The sequence below is a fragment of the Marivita lacus genome, assembly GCF_014637725.1.
Lineage (GTDB): Bacteria > Pseudomonadota > Alphaproteobacteria > Rhodobacterales > Rhodobacteraceae > Marivita > Marivita lacus.
The window spans coordinates 175911-194602 of record NZ_BMFC01000007.1; the positions used below are offsets into that span (position 1 = coordinate 175911).

Consider the following 18692-nt stretch of genomic DNA (forward strand, 5'->3'; position numbering starts at 1 on the left):
AGAAAGGACGTCTCAATGACTTACACGATCAATCGCATGATCCCGGACACCGGTATCGATGATGTCGACACCCGCTCCCGCAAGGCGCTGGCGGATCATGGCTTCGGTGTCCTGACCGAGATCGACGTCAAGGCGACCATGAAGAAGAAACTCGATGTCGAGATGCCGGCCTACCGCATCCTTGGCGCCTGCAATCCAAAGATGGCGCATCAGGCCATCGGGATTGAGCCGCGTGTTGGTGCGATGCTCCCCTGCAACGTCATCCTGCGCGAAGTCGAGGACGGCATTGAGGTCAGCGCCATCGACCCGGTGGCGTCGATGCAGGCGATCGAGAACGCCGAACTGACAGCCGTGGCGAGCGACGTCCGCGACCTTCTGGCCAAGGCGATCGAGGCGATCTGAGATGAGCCTGCGCGCCACCATTCTCGCGGGCCTTGCGATCCTCGGGATCGGACTGCTCGCTGTCTGGGTATTCGCGCCTTCGGTGTTCACCGAGGCGCGCGACCTTCTGGAGCCAGAGCGCGTGAAAATACTGGTGGCGCGCGCGGGTCTCTGGGGGCCCGTTGTTATCGTCACGCTCATGACACTCGCGGTCGTGGCCAGTCCAATCCCGAGCGCGCCCATCGCGCTGGCGGCGGGGGCTGCCTACGGGCACGTCTGGGGCACTGTGATGGTTGTGATCGGCGCGGAACTTGGGGCTCTGATCGCCTTTGGTCTTGCACGGATTCTGGGGCATGATGCCCTTCGGCGGGTTTTCGGAAACAAGGTTGATGCGGGCCTCCTCGGCTCGCAGAACGCGTTGACGGCGATGGTTTTCGCCAGCCGCCTGATGCCCTTTTTGTCCTTCGACATGATCAGCTACGCCGCCGGGCTGAGCCGATTGCACGCCTGGCGTTTCGCCATCGCAACACTGGCGGGGATCATACCGGCAAGCTTCCTGCTCGCTCATTTCGGCGGTGAGGCGGTGAGCGGAGACCTCGGGCGCGCGACATGGGCGGTGTTCGGACTTGGGCTTGTGACAGGCTTACCGCTTCTCTGGGTGGCGCTGCGGAGAAGGCCCGAAAAAGCTGCGCACCACCGACCTTGAAAAGGGCTTGAGCTTCCAACGGCTGGACGCGGCAAGCAAAAACCATCGAAAGGCTGGCAGACCATGGAGCATGACCATCATCACGCGGCGCCCGACATCCCGGCTGGGTCCGAAACGGCAAAGGACCCGGTCTGCGGGATGACGGTCACGGTCAAGCCTGACGGGCGTCACGCCGAGTTCCAGGGCGAGACCTTCCATTTCTGCTCGGAGAAGTGCCAGTCGAAGTTCAAGGCGGATCCGTGGTTCTACGCCTCGGGCCGGGCGTCCGGGCAGAAAAAGGCGGCACCGGCCAACGTCCAGTACACCTGTCCGATGCATCCGGAGATCGTCCGCGATGCGCCCGGGTCCTGCCCGATCTGCGGCATGGCGCTGGAGCCCATGGTGCCGTCGGACGAGCCCAGCGAGGAATTGACCGACTTCACGCGGCGGATGTGGATTTCCGCCGCCGCGGCGGTGCCGCTTGTCATCCTGACAATGGGCGAACTCGTCGCCTTGCCGGTACGAGACTGGATCGGGCACCAGACCGCGAGCTATCTCGAATTCGTGTTGGCCACGCCGATCATCCTCTGGGCCGCCTTGCCGTTCTTCCGGCGTGGCTGGGACTCGGTTGTGAACCGATCCCCCAACATGTGGACGCTGATCAGCCTCGGCGTGGCGGCGGCGTACCTGTATTCGATCGTCGCCACTTTCCTTCCGGGCGTTTTCCCCGAACAGTACCGGATGGGCGCGGGCGTCGGCACCTATTTCGAGGCGGCCGTGGTGATCGTCACTTTGGTCTTCGTGGGCCAGGTTCTTGAACTGCGCGCGCGCGAACGCACAGGCGACGCGATCCGTGCGCTCCTGGATCTGGCACCCAAGACCGCGCGGCGCATCCTGCCGGACGGCAGCGAATATGACGCGCCGCTTGAAAACATCATGGAAGGCGACCGGCTGAGGGTGCGCCCGGGCGATGCGGTGCCGGTGGACGGAGTTGTAATCGAGGGCCGGTCTTCGCTCGATGAAAGCATGCTGACTGGCGAGTCGATGCCGGTGGAGAAGGGCCCGGGCGATGCGGTGACCGGGGCCACGATCAACAAGAACGGCAGTCTCGTCATCGAGGCGGGCAAGGTTGGCGCGGATACGGTGCTTGCACAGATCGTGGTCATGGTGTCGAACGCCCGCCGCTCCCGCGCGCCGATCCAGGGGCTGGCGGACCGGGTGTCGGCAGTCTTCGTGCCGACGGTCGTCGCCATCGCCATTGTCGCCTTCATCGTCTGGCTGATCTTCGGCCCAGAGCCCGCGCTGGTCTTCGCCATCGCCTCTGCTGTGTCGGTGTTGATCATCGCCTGTCCGTGCGCGCTGGGTCTAGCCACGCCAATCTCGATTACCACGGCGGCGGGACGTGGCGCGCAGGCGGGCGTGCTGATCAAGGACGCCGAGGCGCTGGAGCGCATGGCAGGTGTCGATACGCTGATCGTGGACAAGACCGGCACGCTGACCTTGGGCAAGCCGAAACTGACCGATACGATCGCACTCGGCGATCTGGCAGAAACGGATCTGTTGTCGCTCGCCGCAGCCCTGGAGCGCGGGTCGGAACACCCGCTGGCCGAAGCTATCGTCGAAGGCGCCGAGGCGCAGGCCGACACCCTGCGCGCCGAAGGCAAGACGGCCATGTTCGTCGCCGTCGATGGTGTGCTATCCGGTATCGTTGCAGTAGCGGACCCGATCAAGGACAGCACCGGACAGGCGATCAAGGAACTTCATGCACAAGGGCTGCGCGTCATCATGGCGACGGGCGACAACGAACGCACGGCGCAGGCGGTGGCGCGCAAGCTGGGGATCGACGAAGTGCGTGCGGGTATCCTGCCCGAGGGTAAGAAGGACCTGATCGAGCAGCTGCGCCGCGACGGACACAAGATCGCGATGGCAGGCGACAGTGTGAACGATGCGCCGGCACTGGCCGCCGCCGATGTGGGTATCGCCATGGGAACGGGCGCGGATGTGGCGATGGAAAGCGCTGGGATCACACTGCTGGGCGGCGACCTCATGGGTATCGTGCGCGCGCGCAAGCTCGCGCGCGCCACACTGCGCAACATCAAGCAGAACCTGTTCTTCGCCTTCGCCTACAACACCCTTGGCGTCCCCATCGCGGCAGGACTGCTTTACCCTGTTACCGGCCTTCTGCTCTCGCCTATGATCGCGGCGGCGGCCATGAGCCTGTCCTCGGTCTCGGTGATTTCCAACGCTCTGCGGCTGAGGCGGGTCGATCTCTGACCTGCCGGCACACCACACCAATCAGAAAGGAAAACCATATGACCCATGAAATGATTTCTCGCCGCGCGATCCTGGTCGGAGCGACCTCGCTCGTGGCCACCTTGCCCCTTCGGACGTTGGCGCAAGGCGTGGGTCCGTCGATCCACGTGATGAAGGACCCAAACTGTGGCTGCTGCTCGGCCTGGATCGATATCCTCGCGAATGACGGCTTCGCAGTCACGACCGAGGCGAGCGCCGGAACGCTTCTGATGCGCTACAAGCTGGACAACGGCATCCCGCGGGAGATGGTCTCCTGCCATACGGGTCGCGTGGACGGCTACATGATAGAGGGCCACGTCCCTGTTGCCGACATTCACCGTCTGCTGGTGGAACGCCCCGACGCGGTTGGCCTCGCAGTGCCCGGCATGCCCTACGGATCGCCCGGCATGGGGCCGGAAAGCGCGCGCGACGCCTATGACGTGTTCCTCATGCGGCGCGACGGATCGATCGAAGTTTTCACCAGCTACGCTGCCGCATGACCTTGAAGCTGGGACTCCGCTTCTGATCAGGGGACAAGAACACAGGCGCGCCTGTTGCAGCATCACGGTGTAGTCGCTTAGCATACCCTCGATGCCGGTCCCTCGGGCAGCGGGGGGGGAGCAGGTTATGCTTCTTGTCGTGGCCAACAATCTCATCGGGAGCTTCAACTGGTTCCAGACCGGCAACAGCCAACGTGGCGGCGGCGAACCGCTCTCTATTCGGCAGATGATCACACGGGTCGTTGACGATCACGCCATCGACCCGTCGCAAGCCTTCCTCTCGCCGGAGCCTTCAGCGCGCGTGCCCAAATCAGGCGTATCGTTGATCTGATAATTGTCCAGTCTGGCGCAAAGCAGGTGTCTGCGGCCTTTACCCTGCAATTTCCCAACGGGATGATCCTGCCTGATCCGGGGCGTCTCATCGGCGCGATCGGGGCCACCGTACACAAATTGCCGGCATCGCCGCCTTGGCACCGATGGCACCCAGCGAAGCGTCAAGCGCCATCACGAGCAGGCCATCAGTGTCCGGCAAGAACGCCAATCGGAAATTGACCGAACTTAAGATGGCCGTCAGAACCGGCAGGATTGCGACATGGTGTTCACGGCTGCCCGCTTTCAAAAAAGACCAGGTGGCTTCGGCGGACGACGTCGACCGTCACGTGACCACAGGCATCCATCCGCACATCAGTCGACACCATATTTCAGCATCTTTTCCAGACCTTCGGTGAGGTACTCTCCCACCATTGGCCTGCCGAGGAGATAACGGCTCACCAGCCCATCGTGCTGTTGTCGCGCGAGGGCTTTGGTCTGCTCCCAGGCCGCGGGTTCCGCATCGCCGCGGCCGATCCAGAACAGCGCGACGAGCGCGTCCTGCTGTTCGTCGTTCATGCTTTCGATTTCTTGGGTGATCTCGTTGCGGCTCAGATCGCCCTCGGTTTCCTGCAGGGTCGCGGTCACCTCGTCGTCCGTGGCATTCCCGCCAAGGTCGGAGATATCCGTCCCTTCCTTCGCCATGACGGCGTTGAACCGCAGTACCAGTTCTTCGATCCGGGTATCGTTAAAGGGCAGCGCGGCCATAGGTATCTCCTGTTCGGTGCACTCTCAGGGTAGCACGTGGCGGAGGCGTGACACTGATTTCGATCATGACGCCTTGCGCGCATTCGCTCCGGCAGCGTTCTCGACGAGGGTCGAACCGGCCGCAGGGCCGCCTCAGACCCGGCGCATTGCCGAAACAGAACCTCATCCATGATGAAGCCCAGCCTGCTGATCTGGATTAGCACACCGGCGGCCCGGCTGACTTAGACTTCATGTGGCGCCTGACTGCATCACTGCCGTCACGGGGAAGGAACGCGTGGCGACGCCAAGCGTTGCCTATGGAATTGTAAAGGGGCCCGCATGACGACAATTTCCACAATCAATCCCGCGACCGAGCAAGAAATCCAGAGCTACACCCTCATGACCGAACAGGAGGCGACGGGCCGGATCGAGGCCTGCCACGCCGGGTTTCAGGAGTGGCGCAAACTGACGCATCACGAACGCGCGCCGTACCTGACCAAGATCGGCCAGACGCTGCGCGAGCACGCCGACGAACTGGCCGCCTTGATGACGGCCGAGACTGGTAAGCTTCTGAAAGACGGCCAAGCCGAAGTCGAGATCTGCGCGGCGATCTGTGACTACACCGCCCAGTACGGTCCCGAGGTGCTGGCCGATGAAGACCGCACGCACGGTGCTGATCAGAAGCGCGGCGTCGTCAGCTACCAGCCGATCGGCGTCATCTATTCGATCCAGCCGTGGAACTTTCCCCTCTACCAGCCGATCCGCGTGCTGGCCGCCAACCTGATGGCGGGCAACGGCTGCGTGCTGAAGCACGCCAGCATCTGCACCGGGTCTGGTCTGCGTCTGCGCGAGCTGTGCATCGAGGCGGGCTTGCCCAAGGATCTGTTTCAGGTCGTCATCATCGATCACGACACCAGCGACAAATTGATCGCGCACCCAAAAGTCCGCGGCGTCACGCTCACCGGCAGTGACGGGGCCGGGCGCCACGTGGGTGCCGTCGCCGCCAAAGCGCTGAAGAAAACCGTGCTCGAACTGGGATCGAACGATGCCTACCTCGTGCTCGAGGACGCCGACATCGAGACGGCGGTCAAGTTCTCGGTCATGGGGCGGCTCTACAACAACGGCGAGACCTGCATCTCGGCCAAGCGTTTCATCGTAACCGACAAGGTTTACGACGTATTCGTCGATGCGTTCGTGGCGGAGATGAAGGGTATCCGTCTGGGCGATCCCACGGATGCGGACAGCCAGCTTGGCCCGCTGTCGAGCCAGGACCAGTTCGACACGGTCAAGACGCAAGTCGACGACAGCGTTGCCAAGGGCGCAACGGTTCTGTGCGGCGGAGAGGCACCAGATCGCATCGGAGCCTACTATCCATCCACGGTGCTGGCCGATCTTGCGCCCGGCATGCCCGCCTATGATGATGAGATTTTCGGTCCTGTAGCGTCGGTCATCCGCGCCAAGGATGACGCCGACGCCATGCGTCTGGCCAATGAAAGCCGATATGGTCTGGGCGGCGGGATCTTTTCCAAGGACGAGGACCGCGCCCTCAAGCTCGCCCGCGATCACTTCGACACTGGCATGATCCGCATCAACTCGTTCGGGGCCGCCGATCCGAACATGCCCTTTGGTGGGGTCAAGGATTCCGGCTACGGACGCGAGCATGGCGGCTTCGGCATGAAGGAATTCGTCAACGTGAAATCGATCTTTCTGCCGTGATCACGCCTGATCCAAGGCTTTCACTCAACTCAATATCCACGAAGGACCAGCCAATGAACATGAACATCCTCGTCGCCGGCGCAACCGGCAAAACCGGCCTGCATCTTGTTCAGGAGTTAGTCGATCAGGGCCACAAGCCGACAGCGCTGGTCCGCGAAAGCTCCGACACCAGCGCGCTTCCACAAGGCGTTGACCTGCGCAAAGGCGATCTGACAAACTTGCAAGATGGCGTCTGCGACGGGATGGACGCCGTGATCTTCGCGGCAGGCTCCGGCGGGTCTACCGGCCCGGAGATGACCGATAAGGTGGATCGGGACGGCGCCAAACGCCTGATCGATCTGGCCGCTGACGCAGGGGTGAAACGCTTCGTGATGCTCAGCTCGGTCGGGGCGGACCAGTCAGACCCCACGGGCGAAATGGCGCATTACCTGAAGGCCAAGCACGAAGCAGATGAACACCTCAAGGCCTCTGGCATGACCTATTTTATCCTTCGCCCTGTGGCGTTGAACAACGACGGCCGCAGTGTCAGGGTGACCCTCGGCGACGAGGTGGACATCTCGGCACAAGCCTCGCGTGCGGACGTGGCTCACGTTCTGGCCGAGGCCGCGATGTCAGGCAGTTTAGACGGAATGGTGCACCTTATGCAGTCCGCCGGACGTTCCCTGCAACATGTCTAGGCTTTCGAACATCCTAAAATTTTCGGCAACGCGGTTTTCCAGACGAGGTATCGAACCATGACGCAATCCGACAGCGTGAACCGCAAGTTTGTCCTTGCCAAGCGTCCCAAGGGCGCGCCGGACGACAGCACCCTAAGGCTGGAAACCGATGAGGTGCCGAGCCCCGGCAAGGGTCAGATGCTGCTGCGCAACGCATATCTCTCGCTGGACCCTTACATGCGGGGCCGGATGAGCGATGCGCCCTCCTATGCCGCCCCGGTCGAGATCGGCGCGGTCATGGTCGGCGGCACCGTCGCGCAGGTCGTGTCATCCGGCGTGGCGGGCTTTGTGGCGGGCGACTGGGTACAGGCATTCGGCGGCTGGCAGGATTATGCCCTGTCCGACGGCACCGGCGTCATCAATATGGGCACATCGCCCGAAAACCCCTCTTGGGCGCTCGGTGTGCTGGGGATGCCGGGTTTGACCGCCTGGGCGGGCCTGACACAGATCGGCCAGCCGAAAAAGGGCGAGACACTGGTCGTCGCCGGGGCCAGCGGTCCGGTGGGGGCCACCGTCGGTCAGGTTGGCAAGATCCTGGGACTGCATGTTGTCGGGATCGCGGGCGGGGCTGCGAAATGCGCCCATGTGGTCGACACTCTGGGATTCGATGCGTGCATCGACTACAAGGCTGACGGTTTTCCGACCGCGCTAAAAGCGGCGGTGCCGGACGGCATCGACATCTATTTCGAGAATGTCGGCGGCGCGGTCTTCGATGCGGTTCTGCCGCTGCTGAACCCAAAAGCCCGCATCCCGGTTTGCGGCCTGATCTCGCAATACAACGCGACCGCACTGCCGGATGGCCCGGACCGGCTGAACCTGTTGCTGGGCACGATCCTGCGCAAGCGGATGACCCTGCGCGGTTTCATCGTCTTTGACGACTTCGGTCACCTTTATCCCGAATTCGCCAAGCAGATGGGCACGTGGGTCAAGGCTGGAAAGGTCCAATACCGTGAGGAAATGATCGAGGGGCTGGAACGCGCCCCAGCGGCCTTTGTCGGATTGCTCAATGGCGAGGCTTTCGGCAAGCGCGTCATCAAGCTGACCGCTTGAAACAGAAACAGATCGAAAGGCACCATCCGGAGAGGCCGCGCGCAAATTGCTCGAGATGCTTTGATACGGGCAGTCACAGACCGTAACGGAGATAAACACCCACCCAAGCGGGGCGAGGCAAGGCTCGGGCGGCAAGACCCCGGATAGCGCATCGACCGTGATATTCAGCCCGATTTACTACTACATTTGGATTTTTCTCGTATGTCTGATTCCTTTCCAACGACAGTATGTTGCGGGGATTGGTCATCATGTCTGTAGCAGATTGGACGGGAACGCTTGTCGATTGGCGGGTCGCCCTTGAGGAGCTGAAAGAGTTTATCGGCCCGGCATTTTCAAGGAGCAGATGCTGATCCGGACCGATCCGTACACGCTTTTTGCAGAACTTGATGCCGAAGCCTGGCAGTCCTGTGCCGCCGGGGAAGGCGCAAAGGGGCCGCGCCTCTATGATTGGGCTTGCCTGCCATTGGGGACATCACAAGAAAACGGGTTCGACCGTTGGGTGCTGACCCGCAGGAGTCGCCACGACCCACGGGCCATTGCCTATTATCCGGGCTGGTGGACGAAACCGGAGTTGGGAAGAACCGCCTTGGCAGGTGCCAAGGGTCAGCGCCCGGTACCCACCCCGGCCCGCAGTGCATCGCGCCTGCGCCGCACCGCCGCAAACACCGGCAGCAGAAGTGCGGCAATCACCGCCGTCAGCAGGATCAAAGAGATCGGCCGCTCGACAAAGATCATCGGGCTGCCGAAGGACAACAAAAGCGCCTGGCGAAGCGACATCTCCATCAGTGATGCCAGAACCAGCGCCAGAACCAGCGGTGGGCGCGGGACGTCGAACTTGATCATCAGATAACCCAGCACACCAAAGAACAGCGACATCCAGACTGTGGTGATGTCCAAAGTCGCGGCATAGGCTCCGACCAGTGAAACACCCAAGATCGCCGGTGCCAGATAGACGTAAGGGATGCGCAAAAGTGCCGCAAACACTGGGGCCAGTGGCAAGTTCAGAATCAGCAGGAACAGGTTGCCGACAAACATGCTGGCGATCAGGCCCCAGACCAGCACTGATTCCTGCATCATAAGCTGAGGGCCGGGCCGGATTCCATGTAGGATCAGCGCGGCCAGCAAAATCGCGGTCGAGGCCGAGCCGGGAATGCCCAGCGACAGCATCGGGATGGCAGCACCGTGTGACGCCGCATTGTTAGCCGCTTCGGCAGCCGCAACACCGTCGATTGCACCTTTGCCAAAATCCTCGGGTGTACTGCTGAACTTGCGCTCGGTCAGATAGGCCAGCAACGACGCGATCGACGCACCCGCCCCCGGCATGATGCCCACGAAAAGCCCGATGGCCCCGCCCCGCACGATCGAGAACCGGCATTTCATCCAATCGGCCTTTGTCAGCCACATGTCGCGCAGACGGGTGCGAATGGGTTGAACCGACTCGATCCGTTCAAGCGAGGCCAGCACTTCAGCGATACCAAAAACCCCGATCACCACCGGGATGAAATCAATGCCCTTCATGAGAGTTGGCTGATCGAAACTCAACCGGGGCGTACCGGTCAGCGGATCAACCCCGATCAGCGCGATCATCAGACCAATCAGCGCCGCTCCCAAGGATTTGAGTGGCGAGCCACCCAGGCTGCCGATGGCGAGAATTCCCAAAAGCGCCAACAGGAAGTATTCCGGCGCATTGAATTTCAGTCCAAAACTGGCCAAGGGCGGGGCCAAAAGGGCCACCGCCATAACCGACCCGATCCCCGCAATGAACGACCCGATGGCCGAAATCGACAGCGCCGCGCCCGCCCTGCCCTTGCGCGCCATGGCGTTGCCATCCACGGCAGTCATCACCCCAGACGCTTCTCCCGGAACCGCGATCAGCACCGAAGTCAGTGTGCCGCCGTATTGCGCACCGTACATGATCCCGGCCAGCATCATCACCGCCGTCACAGGTTCCAGCCCAAAGGTCAACGGCAGCAGCAACGCCATGCCCGCCGAAGGGCCAAGCCCGGGTAACGCCCCCACGATCTGGCCGATCAGGACGCCCAGAAAGATGAACAGCAGATTGTTCGGCTCAAGCGCCGTGGCAAATCCGATGAATAGCTGGTCGAGCATTTTCTAGTCCCTCCCGAAGCGATCAGATGCCGAACGGCATCGGCAAAGGCACCGACAGCCAGCGGACAAAGACAAAGTGGATGAAACCCGCGACAATCGCGGTGGCCATCAGCGAAATTGCGATGCGCTGTCGTAGAACCAAGATCAGCATGAGCGCCACGAATGCCGCGACCATTGGCACAAAGCCAACCAAGGGTATACCGGCCGCAAGTGCGATCAACGCCAATATCGTGGCCCCGACGCGGGCCGCGCCAAGCCGGGTTGGGAAATCCAACTCGACCTTCTCGAACCCGCGCCATTGTGCAAACAGCAAGGCAAGCGCCACCGCCGTTGCGGCGATGGCAAGGATAATGGGAAAGAACCGCGCGCCCGGCGTCGGGCCATCCCATAGGTTCAGGCCACTTGTCCCGATGGCTATGCCACAGGCCAGAACCAGCATGAATGCTGCCGGCACACACTCGACCAGGCGCATGATATCCCCTCCCTATCTCTTTCGTATTCCGCAGAACGACTTGGCCTTACTTGGCCAGGCCGATCTGGGTCAGCACATCGCGGAACGTCTGTTGACCTTCGGCGAAATATGCCCCTGCATCGGCCAGCGTCAGGGGGTTGGCCCGGTACAGGTTTTCCCCAAGCCAGGTCTGGAACTGCGCAGTTTCCGTTGCGGCCTTGAACTTTTCGGCCCACCAGGCTGCGACTGCGGGGTCCAGGTTCGCCGGACCGCCGACACCCCAGAACTGGGTGTAGACAACATCAACGCCCTGCTCTTGAGCTGTGGCCACATTCGCAAAGACCTCTTCGGGGCGACGCTCAGCCGAAAAAATGGCCAACGGCTTGCCCGAGCCCGACTGGACCAGTTCCAGCGCCTCGGACAGCGTGGCAAAGTGCAGCTCGACATTGCCACCCAGGAAGGTCGCGCGCCCGGCGCTGCCACTTTCATGAGGGATGTACGTGATCGTCGTTCCGGTCGCGGTTTCCAACAGACCGGTCAGAATGTGATCGTTGCCGCCCGACGACCCGCCCGCAACACGAACGCGGCCCGGTGCTTCGGTGGCCGCTGCCACGACATCCTGCAATGAGTTGAAGGCGCTGTCCGGTGTTGTCAGCACGATCAGTTCGGATTCAGCCAGCAAGGCGATAGGCGTGATCTGGTCGATCACCGATGGCGTGCCCTGAACGATGGGCGTGGTGAACACCGGTGAGGCCAGAGTGAGAAGCGTGTTCTCATCACCCGACAGGCCCAGAACGTGGTTATAGGCGTTGGAATGACCGGCGCCCGAGCGGTTTTGCACCACGATGGGGTTCTCGACGAGGCCCTGCTCGCTCAGGATCTGCGCGAAGGTGCGCATGATGACATCGGGCGAACCGCCTGCGCCCGAGCCCACGGTGAATTCAATAGGCCCCGTAGGCGCGCGCATGTCTTGGGCAGCAGCCAGCCCGGCGTACAGGCTCGCGCACAGCGCTGCGGATCCAAGGGTAAAGGTTCGTCTAAACATTGCAGTCCTCCCGTTGAAGTTATGGTCAGTTGGCGATCCCTGTTCTGCCCTCAGGTCTTGAGCAGGGACGTCTCGAAAAGCTCTTCTGGCGCGACAAGGCGCGACGCTTGGAACTGATCGACGGAATAGCGGCACAAGGCCGCAATCTTGAGTTGAGCATGTCTAAATCCATTAGGGCCAGTAATCGGCTCCCATGGCGGCGCGGGTCCGTTCCATAGATTCATTTCGGCAAGGCGGGCTAAGCCCAACCAGACGTCACGCAATCGGTCCATGGCGATAACGCGGTCCTGCTGCGTCTCGCCGTCCGCAATCGGGGTGATCCGCAAATCTGTTTGAGGGTCCAGCGCGAGACGCTCGCGCCTCACCCCGTGATCCAGAGCGCGGGTGTCCCAATGCACCTGCGTCGGACCAACACCGTGGTCATCAGCCATGATGCCACGCTTTCACAGGGCAGCCGTCATATGGTGTTCCAGCACAGCAATAGTGCGACCCGCGAAAACGGTAGGTGACTGGGTGCCGCCGCCAGCCCGCCTAGAAAAGTCATTATGCCGAAACGCGCGGCTGACGAAGGCAGGGAACGCCGCATAGGCATCCGTTCCCCAAGCCAGGTGAAAGATATGACTGGACCGAGACAGGCCTGCCACGTCAAACCGTGCGTCCTGAGCCGTCAAGGGCAACAACGTGCCGGTGGGCAGGATGTGCGAGTCGACTGCCGCCTTGGGAACCGAGACCCGCCCGCCTTGCACCTGCATGACCCTGTCATGATCCCAAGTGGCAAGGCTGAGCGATCGTGGGGCCGTCATGGCTCTCTTCCCACAAAGCAAAGACGCGCAAGTCGTGAAGGCCAAGCCGGCTCGAAATGACCATTGTTGTTCTCCCTTTGGCCGATATTGATCCAAATTGATCCATAATCAAGAGCCACCTTGCACATATTTCGTAGTCGCTTGCGCGTCCGGGAAAAGATTCTATGCCGGAAGCGCAAGCGTCTCGCCGTTGACTACCGCCGGTGTCTTTGTCGGCGCACACCACGCGTGTCGTTCACTGCGTCAAACGAAAGTGCCGGGCAGCCAAGTCGGGTGTGGCGCGCCAAATGCCGAAGCAAATTATTGTTTTTAATTATTTTTTTCGAAATGCGTATCCCGGAAAGATGCGGCTGCCTCAACCACAGTCATTGCAGGCTCAAACCCGCTGAAACACCTGTCTGCGTCTTGCCGCCCGGGAACTGGTGCCAGTGGTCAGTCACCATTATGTTGGGTGCAGGACGTAGTGCCTTGACCTGAGCGCGTCACATGATCCCTCTACGATCAACCGGCATTGATCGATTGAATTGCCTGCTATACCCTTTGTATGGATGCGCCGAGGACTCAACATTGAACAAACGTTTTCGCGCAACCTCACAGGAGATTGCTGTGGACGGAGCACTGCATGAAGTATCTGACGCGGCTGCACTCTCGCAGATCCGCGCCTATATTCAGGATCGTGGCTTTGCGGCGGGAGATCGCCTGCCGCCCGAACGGCAGCTTGGACCCGAACTGGGCCTGCGCCGGTCGTCGCTTCGCAAGGCATTGGAGTTGCTCGTCGCAGAGGGTGTTTTATGGCGCCATGTCGGCAAGGGAACGTTTCTGGCCGTTGACCAGGATCATATCGATCAGGACAGCATGAGCGCCCTTGCGCGCAAAATAAGCCCCGCCGATGCAATGCGGGCCCGCGCCGCTTTTGAACCTTCAATCGCTCGCGAGGCTGCTTTATACGCCTCAGCAGAGGCTATTGCACATCTCGAACTTGTCGCCGCACGCACCCGTCGTGCCGCAACCTGGCGCGAATACGAGATGCTGGATGCCGAATTTCATCGCGCCGTGGCCGAGGCCGCAGCCTCGCCCACGCTATTGACGCTTTTCGACCAACTGAACACCCTGCGTGGCATGGTCTCTTGGGGCAAGACCAAACGTGTGGGGCAAAAACCGCAAGACACACACCCCAGCTTTGCCGAACATGACGCAATTGTCGCCGCCATCGCCGCGCGGGCACTTGAAGGCGCAGAGGACGCGATGCGCCGTCACCTTGTGAGCGTAGGGGCGCGGATGGAAACCTGAGCCGCAGGGACAAGGCACCCGATTGGCGTCAGCTTATTGATTTGCGAGTAGCGCGGTGATGATCTTTATTGCCGCCGCCTACGGGCGCATCGCATGGATGGATTTCTGCACATCGGCGTCATCCTGGTGCCGGGACTGAACACCTAAGATACGCTCGACCGGGTAGATGAGCCCGCCCCATCCGGCCCGTCGGTGATTTTGGTGAAGCCCGCAGCCGAGCGATCAATTGGTGCGCGACCTCAGGATTGATTTGGTTTGATCCAAATATTGAAGCATGTGGATCAGTGTTTCAAACGCTAGGGAGACTCAAGTCCGTGCTGACCTATGCCATCATCCCATCACCCATCGTTACCGTGCCAATCGACGGATCGAACGACCTGTTTCCCGTGCGTCGGGTCTACAACATCGACCGCATCCAGAACACGAGGCCTTCGACTTTCTCGCGGAACCTCGGCAGGCTGCGGTCGGGAACAATCATCGGGCATGGAACAGGGAGCCCTTTCTACATTGGCAGGGTGGATGGGCCCCAAAGCGCGATTGGGCTGTCATACACGGCGATACACCCGCGGTGAAAAGCAGGTAACCGCCGAAATTTTTGCGGCACGTGCCGATAAGCTCTTGGACCATTCACGGATTTGTCTTGACGCTGGTGCAGCAAACAGACTTCCGCAAGTCGCTTGGGCAGAGTTCCGCGATGTCCGGTATCGAATGGGCGTAACAAATCAATAGATCGATCGGTTCCATGACCGCAACGAGTTGCCGTATATCGTGCTCGACACGGACAGTTCCGTCAGCCCGACACACGGCGATCAGGAAGGTGCCGCCTGGAACGGGCACTTCGACTGCACCTGCTATCACCCGAATTTTCTGTTCAACCGGTTCGGTATGCTGGAACGCTGCGTCCTGCGCCATGGCAACGTCCACAACGCCGATGGCTGGCGGGATGTCCTCGATCCTGTCATCGCCCGGTATGCGGAGCGCGACATAATGTGGTTCTTTCGGGCCGATGCCGCTCATGCGATCCCGGCCCTGTATGAACGCCTTGAAGAGGCGGATTACTTCTACGTCATCCTTCTGCCTGCCAACAACGTCTTGCGCGAGAAGATCGCGCATCTGCTCACACGGCCTGCGGGGCGGCTTTTGCAGACCAAGGTGAAGCGCTTCTTCGAGGATTTCCAGTATCAGGCCGCATCCTGGGACAAGCCGCGCGGCACCGCCGCGCAGCACATCAAGGAAGGCAAATACGCTTTCCACTGGACGCGGCTGTCGTGCAGGCGGTTCCGCGGCAACGAGGTCGGGCGGCAACTGCACGCCCTGGCCTATCGCCTGGCCAGCTTCTTGCGATACATCGAACTGTCCGAGGAAATGGCTCACTGATCGCTGAACAGCCTTTAGCTGAAGCTGATCAAGCGTGGCGGCCGCTTCGTCCGCCACGCCCGCGCCATCACCTTCCAGTTGGCCGAGGTCGCCGTAACCGGGCCGATGGTGGTCACGATCCTCACCGCCATCCGACGACTGGGAACGCAACCGCTATGCGCATGACTGCGATCCACGCCCAAACTGAACGAAAGAGCTCGATAGCTCTGTCCGCTGCGCTGGTACACGCCCGCACCAGACAAGGACGCTGCAGTCCCTCGACGCAATCCGCCCAGTTTCAGATGTCTGTGCGACCACAGAAACGGCTGGGGGCGGAAAATGCTTGCCCAACGGGCGGCATCAGACGCGCTTGACGTCAGACCGCATTATTCCTAGGAAATGTCGGCTGCGGTGCGCACCTACCAGACGTGGGACGTTGAGCTATGTCCCGCCAAACAAACCAAGGGCTTGCCGTGACATCGATCTACATCCCCGAGACTGAAGCCGTCCCCATTGATGCCGTGATCACTTGGGTCAACGGGAATACAGAGAAGCATCGCCGCAAACGTGCCCAATACATGGCTGACGCGATTGAGCCCCTGATAGAGAACGCGACCAATCCGCATCGCTGGAACAGTGACGACGAAATCCTCTATTGCCTTCAAGCCATAGAGAATTTCGCCCCCTGGACTCGGAAGATTTGGATTGTGCTCGACAGCGATCATCCCAATTTGTCGCTCCTGTCTGACGCATTGTGCGCAAAGGTCAGCTTTGTGGATCATCGCGATATCTTTCGCGAGTTTAGCGGGGTTCTTCCGACCTTCAATTCGCTATCCATCGAAAGCATGATGTGGCGTATTGAGGGGCTTAGTGAGCGGTTCATGTATTTCAACGACGACGTGTTTTTGTCGGGGCCACTTGAACCTGAGGATGTATTTCAGGGTCTAAACCCTGTTCTCCGCGGCCGATGGGTCGATTACAGTGCGGTGCGCGACGCACCGGAGACACGACAGGATCCGGCGAAGTTTCATCATTTCATGCAGATCAATGCCGCAGAGATGGCTGGTTTCGAGGCCAGCAAGATGTTCGCCTCCGCGCATGTTGTCCACCCGCTGCGGCGATCGGTTATGGCTCAACTCTTTGATCAGCATGCCGATGCATTTGTCGAAAACATCAAGTACCGCTTCAGGGATCTCAATCAATTCCTGCCACAGGGTTTGCACAACCACGCCTGCATTGCGGCTAAGACAGCGGTCGTTCAGTCCGCGCATGATCATCTTCACATCAAAAGTGGACATGGCAATGAAAGCCACCCGGATGAAACATGGGCGAAACTGCAAAACGCCATTCAGCCCAATGTGAAATTCGTCTGCGTCAATGATCTGCCCCAGTTGGAGGTCTTGATCCCTGACCTCCGCGACTGGCTGTGCGACGTCGTTGGCGGGTTTCCGAGGGCCGCGCAATAAGGCGGGCGCTCATTGTTCAGTCCAAGCATCTGAGCTATCCGGCATTTTGGGTCACGTGGCCAGATCAGGCGGCGAGGTTTTCGGTGGCGTTCACGGCGACACCATCAGTGAATGAGACGCCTTCGATGACAAATGGCAACTGGGTGCGCCCTTCAAGCTACGCCAAGTCTTGGCGGCGGCCTGTGCGAGCTTGAAGACCATCAGCTTCGCCGTCTTCCGCGACAGCGCTGCCTTGCTGCGCACGGTTCGATGCCGGACGGTGGCGAAAACGCTCTCGATCGGGTTGCCCGCACGCAGGTGCTTTCTGTGTTCACCTGGGAAGTCGTAGAAGGCGAGCAGTACCTTGCGGCACTTGGTGAGGCAGGTCACCGCCTTATCGTACTTGGCGCCGTATTTCTCGGCGAAGGAGTCCGTGGCGGTTTCTGCCGCGGCGCGGGTTTCAGCCTTCCAGATCTCGCCCAGATCAGTTTTTACCATGGGCTCCGACGGGCCGAGAGGTCACGGCGCTGCCAGCGACCATAGTCCTGCTGCCAATCACCTGTCAGGCGCGAGATCACGCTCGCCGACAGGTTATCGCCAGTCTGGTGAAGTTGCACTGCCGCGCCTGAAGGTATAGCCGCCCATCCTTGGGACGCAAGATCGCGGCCAGCCGGTTCCAGTACCACCCCTTTCGGGTCCATTGGCCCCCACAGTGGATCCGGAGGAACAACGCCGCCTTCAGGAACTCGACGCCGCCCGGCTCAGCGCCCTTTTCGCCGAGGCGCAAAGCCCCTCTTGAATTCCGTTGACAGTGAGGCTGTCGAGATCGATGGATGGGGTGCCGGTCGTCACCTTGGAGCCGAAGCCTGACTGTCTTGGCTTTGCCACGGCAGGCCCGCCACTCTCCAGCCGTGACAGCCTGAAACGATTTTCGGTTGATGCACGTCGCTCTGAACACCACCTAATCTCAATGCGGCCGGTCTCGTTTGAGAGCGCACCGTACTTGGTTGCATGGGTGGTAAGCTCGTGAAGCGCCATTCCCAGCGCTTGCGTAGCATCCGGCGAGAGCGCCAAGGGTGGTCCAGCGATGACAATCCGCCCGCCGATCAAGTCGTATAAATGCGCAAGTTGGGACTGGACAAGGTCGGCAACGGATATCGTCTTCCACGCGTTTCGGAAGAGCAGGTTTTGGCGGGCCGCGAGCGACTTGACCCGCTCGTCGAACCGTGTCGTGAAATCATCCGCGCCAGACGAGGCCGTGTGGCGTACCATCGCAAGAACGAGGCCCAGCATGTTTTTGGACCGATGATTGGCCTCCAGCATCAAGAGCCTGGCCCGTTCCTCTCTCCTCTTGAGTTCGGAAATATCGCTGAACAGCACTGCTACGCGATGGTTCTCCGACGACCCGATCCGGAAGGCGTAAACATTGAACCACCGCCCCAACGTCTCCGAGTGCTGCTCGAAACGCATGGGCTCTCCCGTTTTCGCGACGCGCCCATAGGTCTCATACCAATGTTCCTTGAGTTCTGGCGCCGCCTCGCGCAGCCACTGGCCAAGAATAGCCATCGCCTCGGTGCCGCTGGGCGGCTTGCGCGACTACACCATTTTCGCCTCGGTCCTGGTCATCACCAGAGCCATGCACAGCTGAAAGGCTTGTCCTCCGGTCCCTTCTTCCGAACGTTGCGTCACAAATGCTGCAAAGCAGCATTTGTGGTTTCAAACCCCCGGTGGCAACACCATTTGCTATGAAAGGCGCTGCCCAACAAGCACCGCAGTCGCCACTGACGGATCAGATCC

Annotated in this window: 17 protein-coding genes and 2 pseudogenes; 11 read left to right on the forward strand and 8 right to left on the reverse strand. The window is 60.8% G+C overall.

Going from position 1 to position 18692, the window contains the following annotated elements; all coding sequences use genetic code 11:
- Nucleotides 1-15: 15 nt before the first annotated feature.
- The 5 genes from IEV82_RS14460 (at nt 16) to IEV82_RS14480 (ending at nt 4189) form a co-directional block, all read left to right on the forward strand.
- The gene (locus IEV82_RS14460) at nt 16-402 is read left to right on the forward strand and encodes a DUF302 domain-containing protein (RefSeq protein WP_188482743.1); all 387 of its coding nucleotides are present in this window, start codon (nt 16-18) and stop codon (nt 400-402) included.
- 1 nt (nt 403) lies between these two features.
- Nucleotides 404-1087, forward strand: a complete 684-nt coding sequence (locus IEV82_RS14465) for a TVP38/TMEM64 family protein (RefSeq protein ID WP_188482744.1) — start codon at nt 404-406, stop codon at nt 1085-1087.
- Between the two features lie 63 nt (nt 1088-1150).
- On the forward strand, nt 1151-3340 hold the full coding sequence (locus tag IEV82_RS14470) for a heavy metal translocating P-type ATPase (protein WP_188482745.1): 2190 nt from the start codon (nt 1151-1153) through the stop codon (nt 3338-3340).
- Nucleotides 3341-3378: 38 nt separating this feature from the next.
- On the forward strand, nt 3379-3858 hold the full coding sequence (locus tag IEV82_RS14475; protein WP_188482746.1) for a DUF411 domain-containing protein: 480 nt from the start codon (nt 3379-3381) through the stop codon (nt 3856-3858).
- A 127-nt stretch (nt 3859-3985) separates the two neighbouring features.
- A complete protein-coding gene (locus IEV82_RS14480; protein ID WP_229747815.1) occupies nt 3986-4189 on the forward strand; it encodes a PHB depolymerase family esterase in 204 nt (67 codons plus the stop codon).
- Nucleotides 4190-4542: 353 nt separating this feature from the next.
- On the opposite strand, the gene IEV82_RS14485 is transcribed toward IEV82_RS14480, so the two are convergent.
- The gene (locus IEV82_RS14485) at nt 4543-4935 is read right to left on the reverse strand and encodes a DUF3775 domain-containing protein (protein WP_188482747.1); all 393 of its coding nucleotides are present in this window, start codon (nt 4933-4935) and stop codon (nt 4543-4545) included.
- A 318-nt stretch (nt 4936-5253) separates the two neighbouring features.
- Here IEV82_RS14485 and IEV82_RS14490 point away from each other — a divergent pair, with 318 nt between their 5' ends.
- The 3 genes from IEV82_RS14490 to curA are packed head-to-tail and all read left to right on the forward strand — an operon-like array spanning nt 5254 to nt 8396.
- The gene (locus IEV82_RS14490; RefSeq protein WP_188482748.1) at nt 5254-6630 is read left to right on the forward strand and encodes an NAD-dependent succinate-semialdehyde dehydrogenase; all 1377 of its coding nucleotides are present in this window, start codon (nt 5254-5256) and stop codon (nt 6628-6630) included.
- Nucleotides 6631-6689: 59 nt separating this feature from the next.
- On the forward strand, nt 6690-7307 hold the full coding sequence (locus tag IEV82_RS14495; RefSeq protein WP_188482767.1) for an SDR family oxidoreductase: 618 nt from the start codon (nt 6690-6692) through the stop codon (nt 7305-7307).
- A gap of 57 nt (nt 7308-7364) precedes the next feature.
- Entirely contained in the window at nt 7365-8396 is a 1032-nt protein-coding gene (gene curA / locus IEV82_RS14500; RefSeq protein ID WP_188482749.1) for an NADPH-dependent curcumin/dihydrocurcumin reductase, read from the forward strand.
- Between the two features lie 603 nt (nt 8397-8999).
- On the opposite strand, the gene IEV82_RS14505 is transcribed toward curA, so the two are convergent.
- From IEV82_RS14505 to IEV82_RS23630, 5 genes are read right to left on the reverse strand one after another with little or no spacing between them, the layout of a single operon-like run.
- Nucleotides 9000-10505 carry a tripartite tricarboxylate transporter permease gene (locus IEV82_RS14505; RefSeq protein WP_188482750.1) on the reverse strand — a complete coding sequence of 502 codons (1506 nt, stop codon included), beginning with the start codon at nt 10503-10505 and terminating at the stop codon, nt 9000-9002.
- 22 nt (nt 10506-10527) lie between these two features.
- Nucleotides 10528-10977: a tripartite tricarboxylate transporter TctB family protein gene (locus IEV82_RS14510; protein ID WP_188482751.1), complete on the reverse strand. Its 450-nt coding sequence runs from the start codon at nt 10975-10977 to the stop codon at nt 10528-10530.
- A 46-nt stretch (nt 10978-11023) separates the two neighbouring features.
- Nucleotides 11024-12001, reverse strand: coding sequence for a Bug family tripartite tricarboxylate transporter substrate binding protein (locus tag IEV82_RS14515; RefSeq protein ID WP_229747816.1), 978 nt, complete (start codon nt 11999-12001; stop codon nt 11024-11026).
- A 50-nt stretch (nt 12002-12051) separates the two neighbouring features.
- Complete coding sequence (locus tag IEV82_RS23625; protein WP_229747817.1) at nt 12052-12432, reverse strand: hypothetical protein; 381 nt, start codon at nt 12430-12432, stop codon at nt 12052-12054.
- A 12-nt stretch (nt 12433-12444) separates the two neighbouring features.
- Nucleotides 12445-12804, reverse strand: a complete 360-nt coding sequence (locus IEV82_RS23630) for a hypothetical protein (protein WP_229747818.1) — start codon at nt 12802-12804, stop codon at nt 12445-12447.
- A 606-nt stretch (nt 12805-13410) separates the two neighbouring features.
- Here IEV82_RS23630 and IEV82_RS14525 point away from each other — a divergent pair.
- From IEV82_RS14525 to IEV82_RS14535, 3 genes and pseudogenes are all read left to right on the forward strand, one after another.
- Nucleotides 13411-14094: a FadR/GntR family transcriptional regulator gene (locus tag IEV82_RS14525; RefSeq protein WP_229747819.1), complete on the forward strand. Its 684-nt coding sequence runs from the start codon at nt 13411-13413 to the stop codon at nt 14092-14094.
- Between the two features lie 729 nt (nt 14095-14823).
- A pseudogene (locus tag IEV82_RS14530) lies at nt 14824-15636 on the forward strand (transposase); the annotation flags it as partial.
- A 257-nt stretch (nt 15637-15893) separates the two neighbouring features.
- On the forward strand, nt 15894-16916 hold the full coding sequence (locus tag IEV82_RS14535; protein WP_188482753.1) for a stealth family protein: 1023 nt from the start codon (nt 15894-15896) through the stop codon (nt 16914-16916).
- Between the two features lie 64 nt (nt 16917-16980).
- Here IEV82_RS14535 and IEV82_RS14540 read toward each other — a convergent pair.
- Nucleotides 16981-17399: pseudogene (locus IEV82_RS14540) on the reverse strand (transposase); the annotation flags it as partial.
- Nucleotides 17400-17633: 234 nt separating this feature from the next.
- Complete coding sequence (locus IEV82_RS14545) at nt 17634-18461, reverse strand: HWE histidine kinase domain-containing protein (RefSeq protein WP_188482754.1); 828 nt, start codon at nt 18459-18461, stop codon at nt 17634-17636.
- Nucleotides 18462-18692 lie beyond the last annotated feature (231 nt).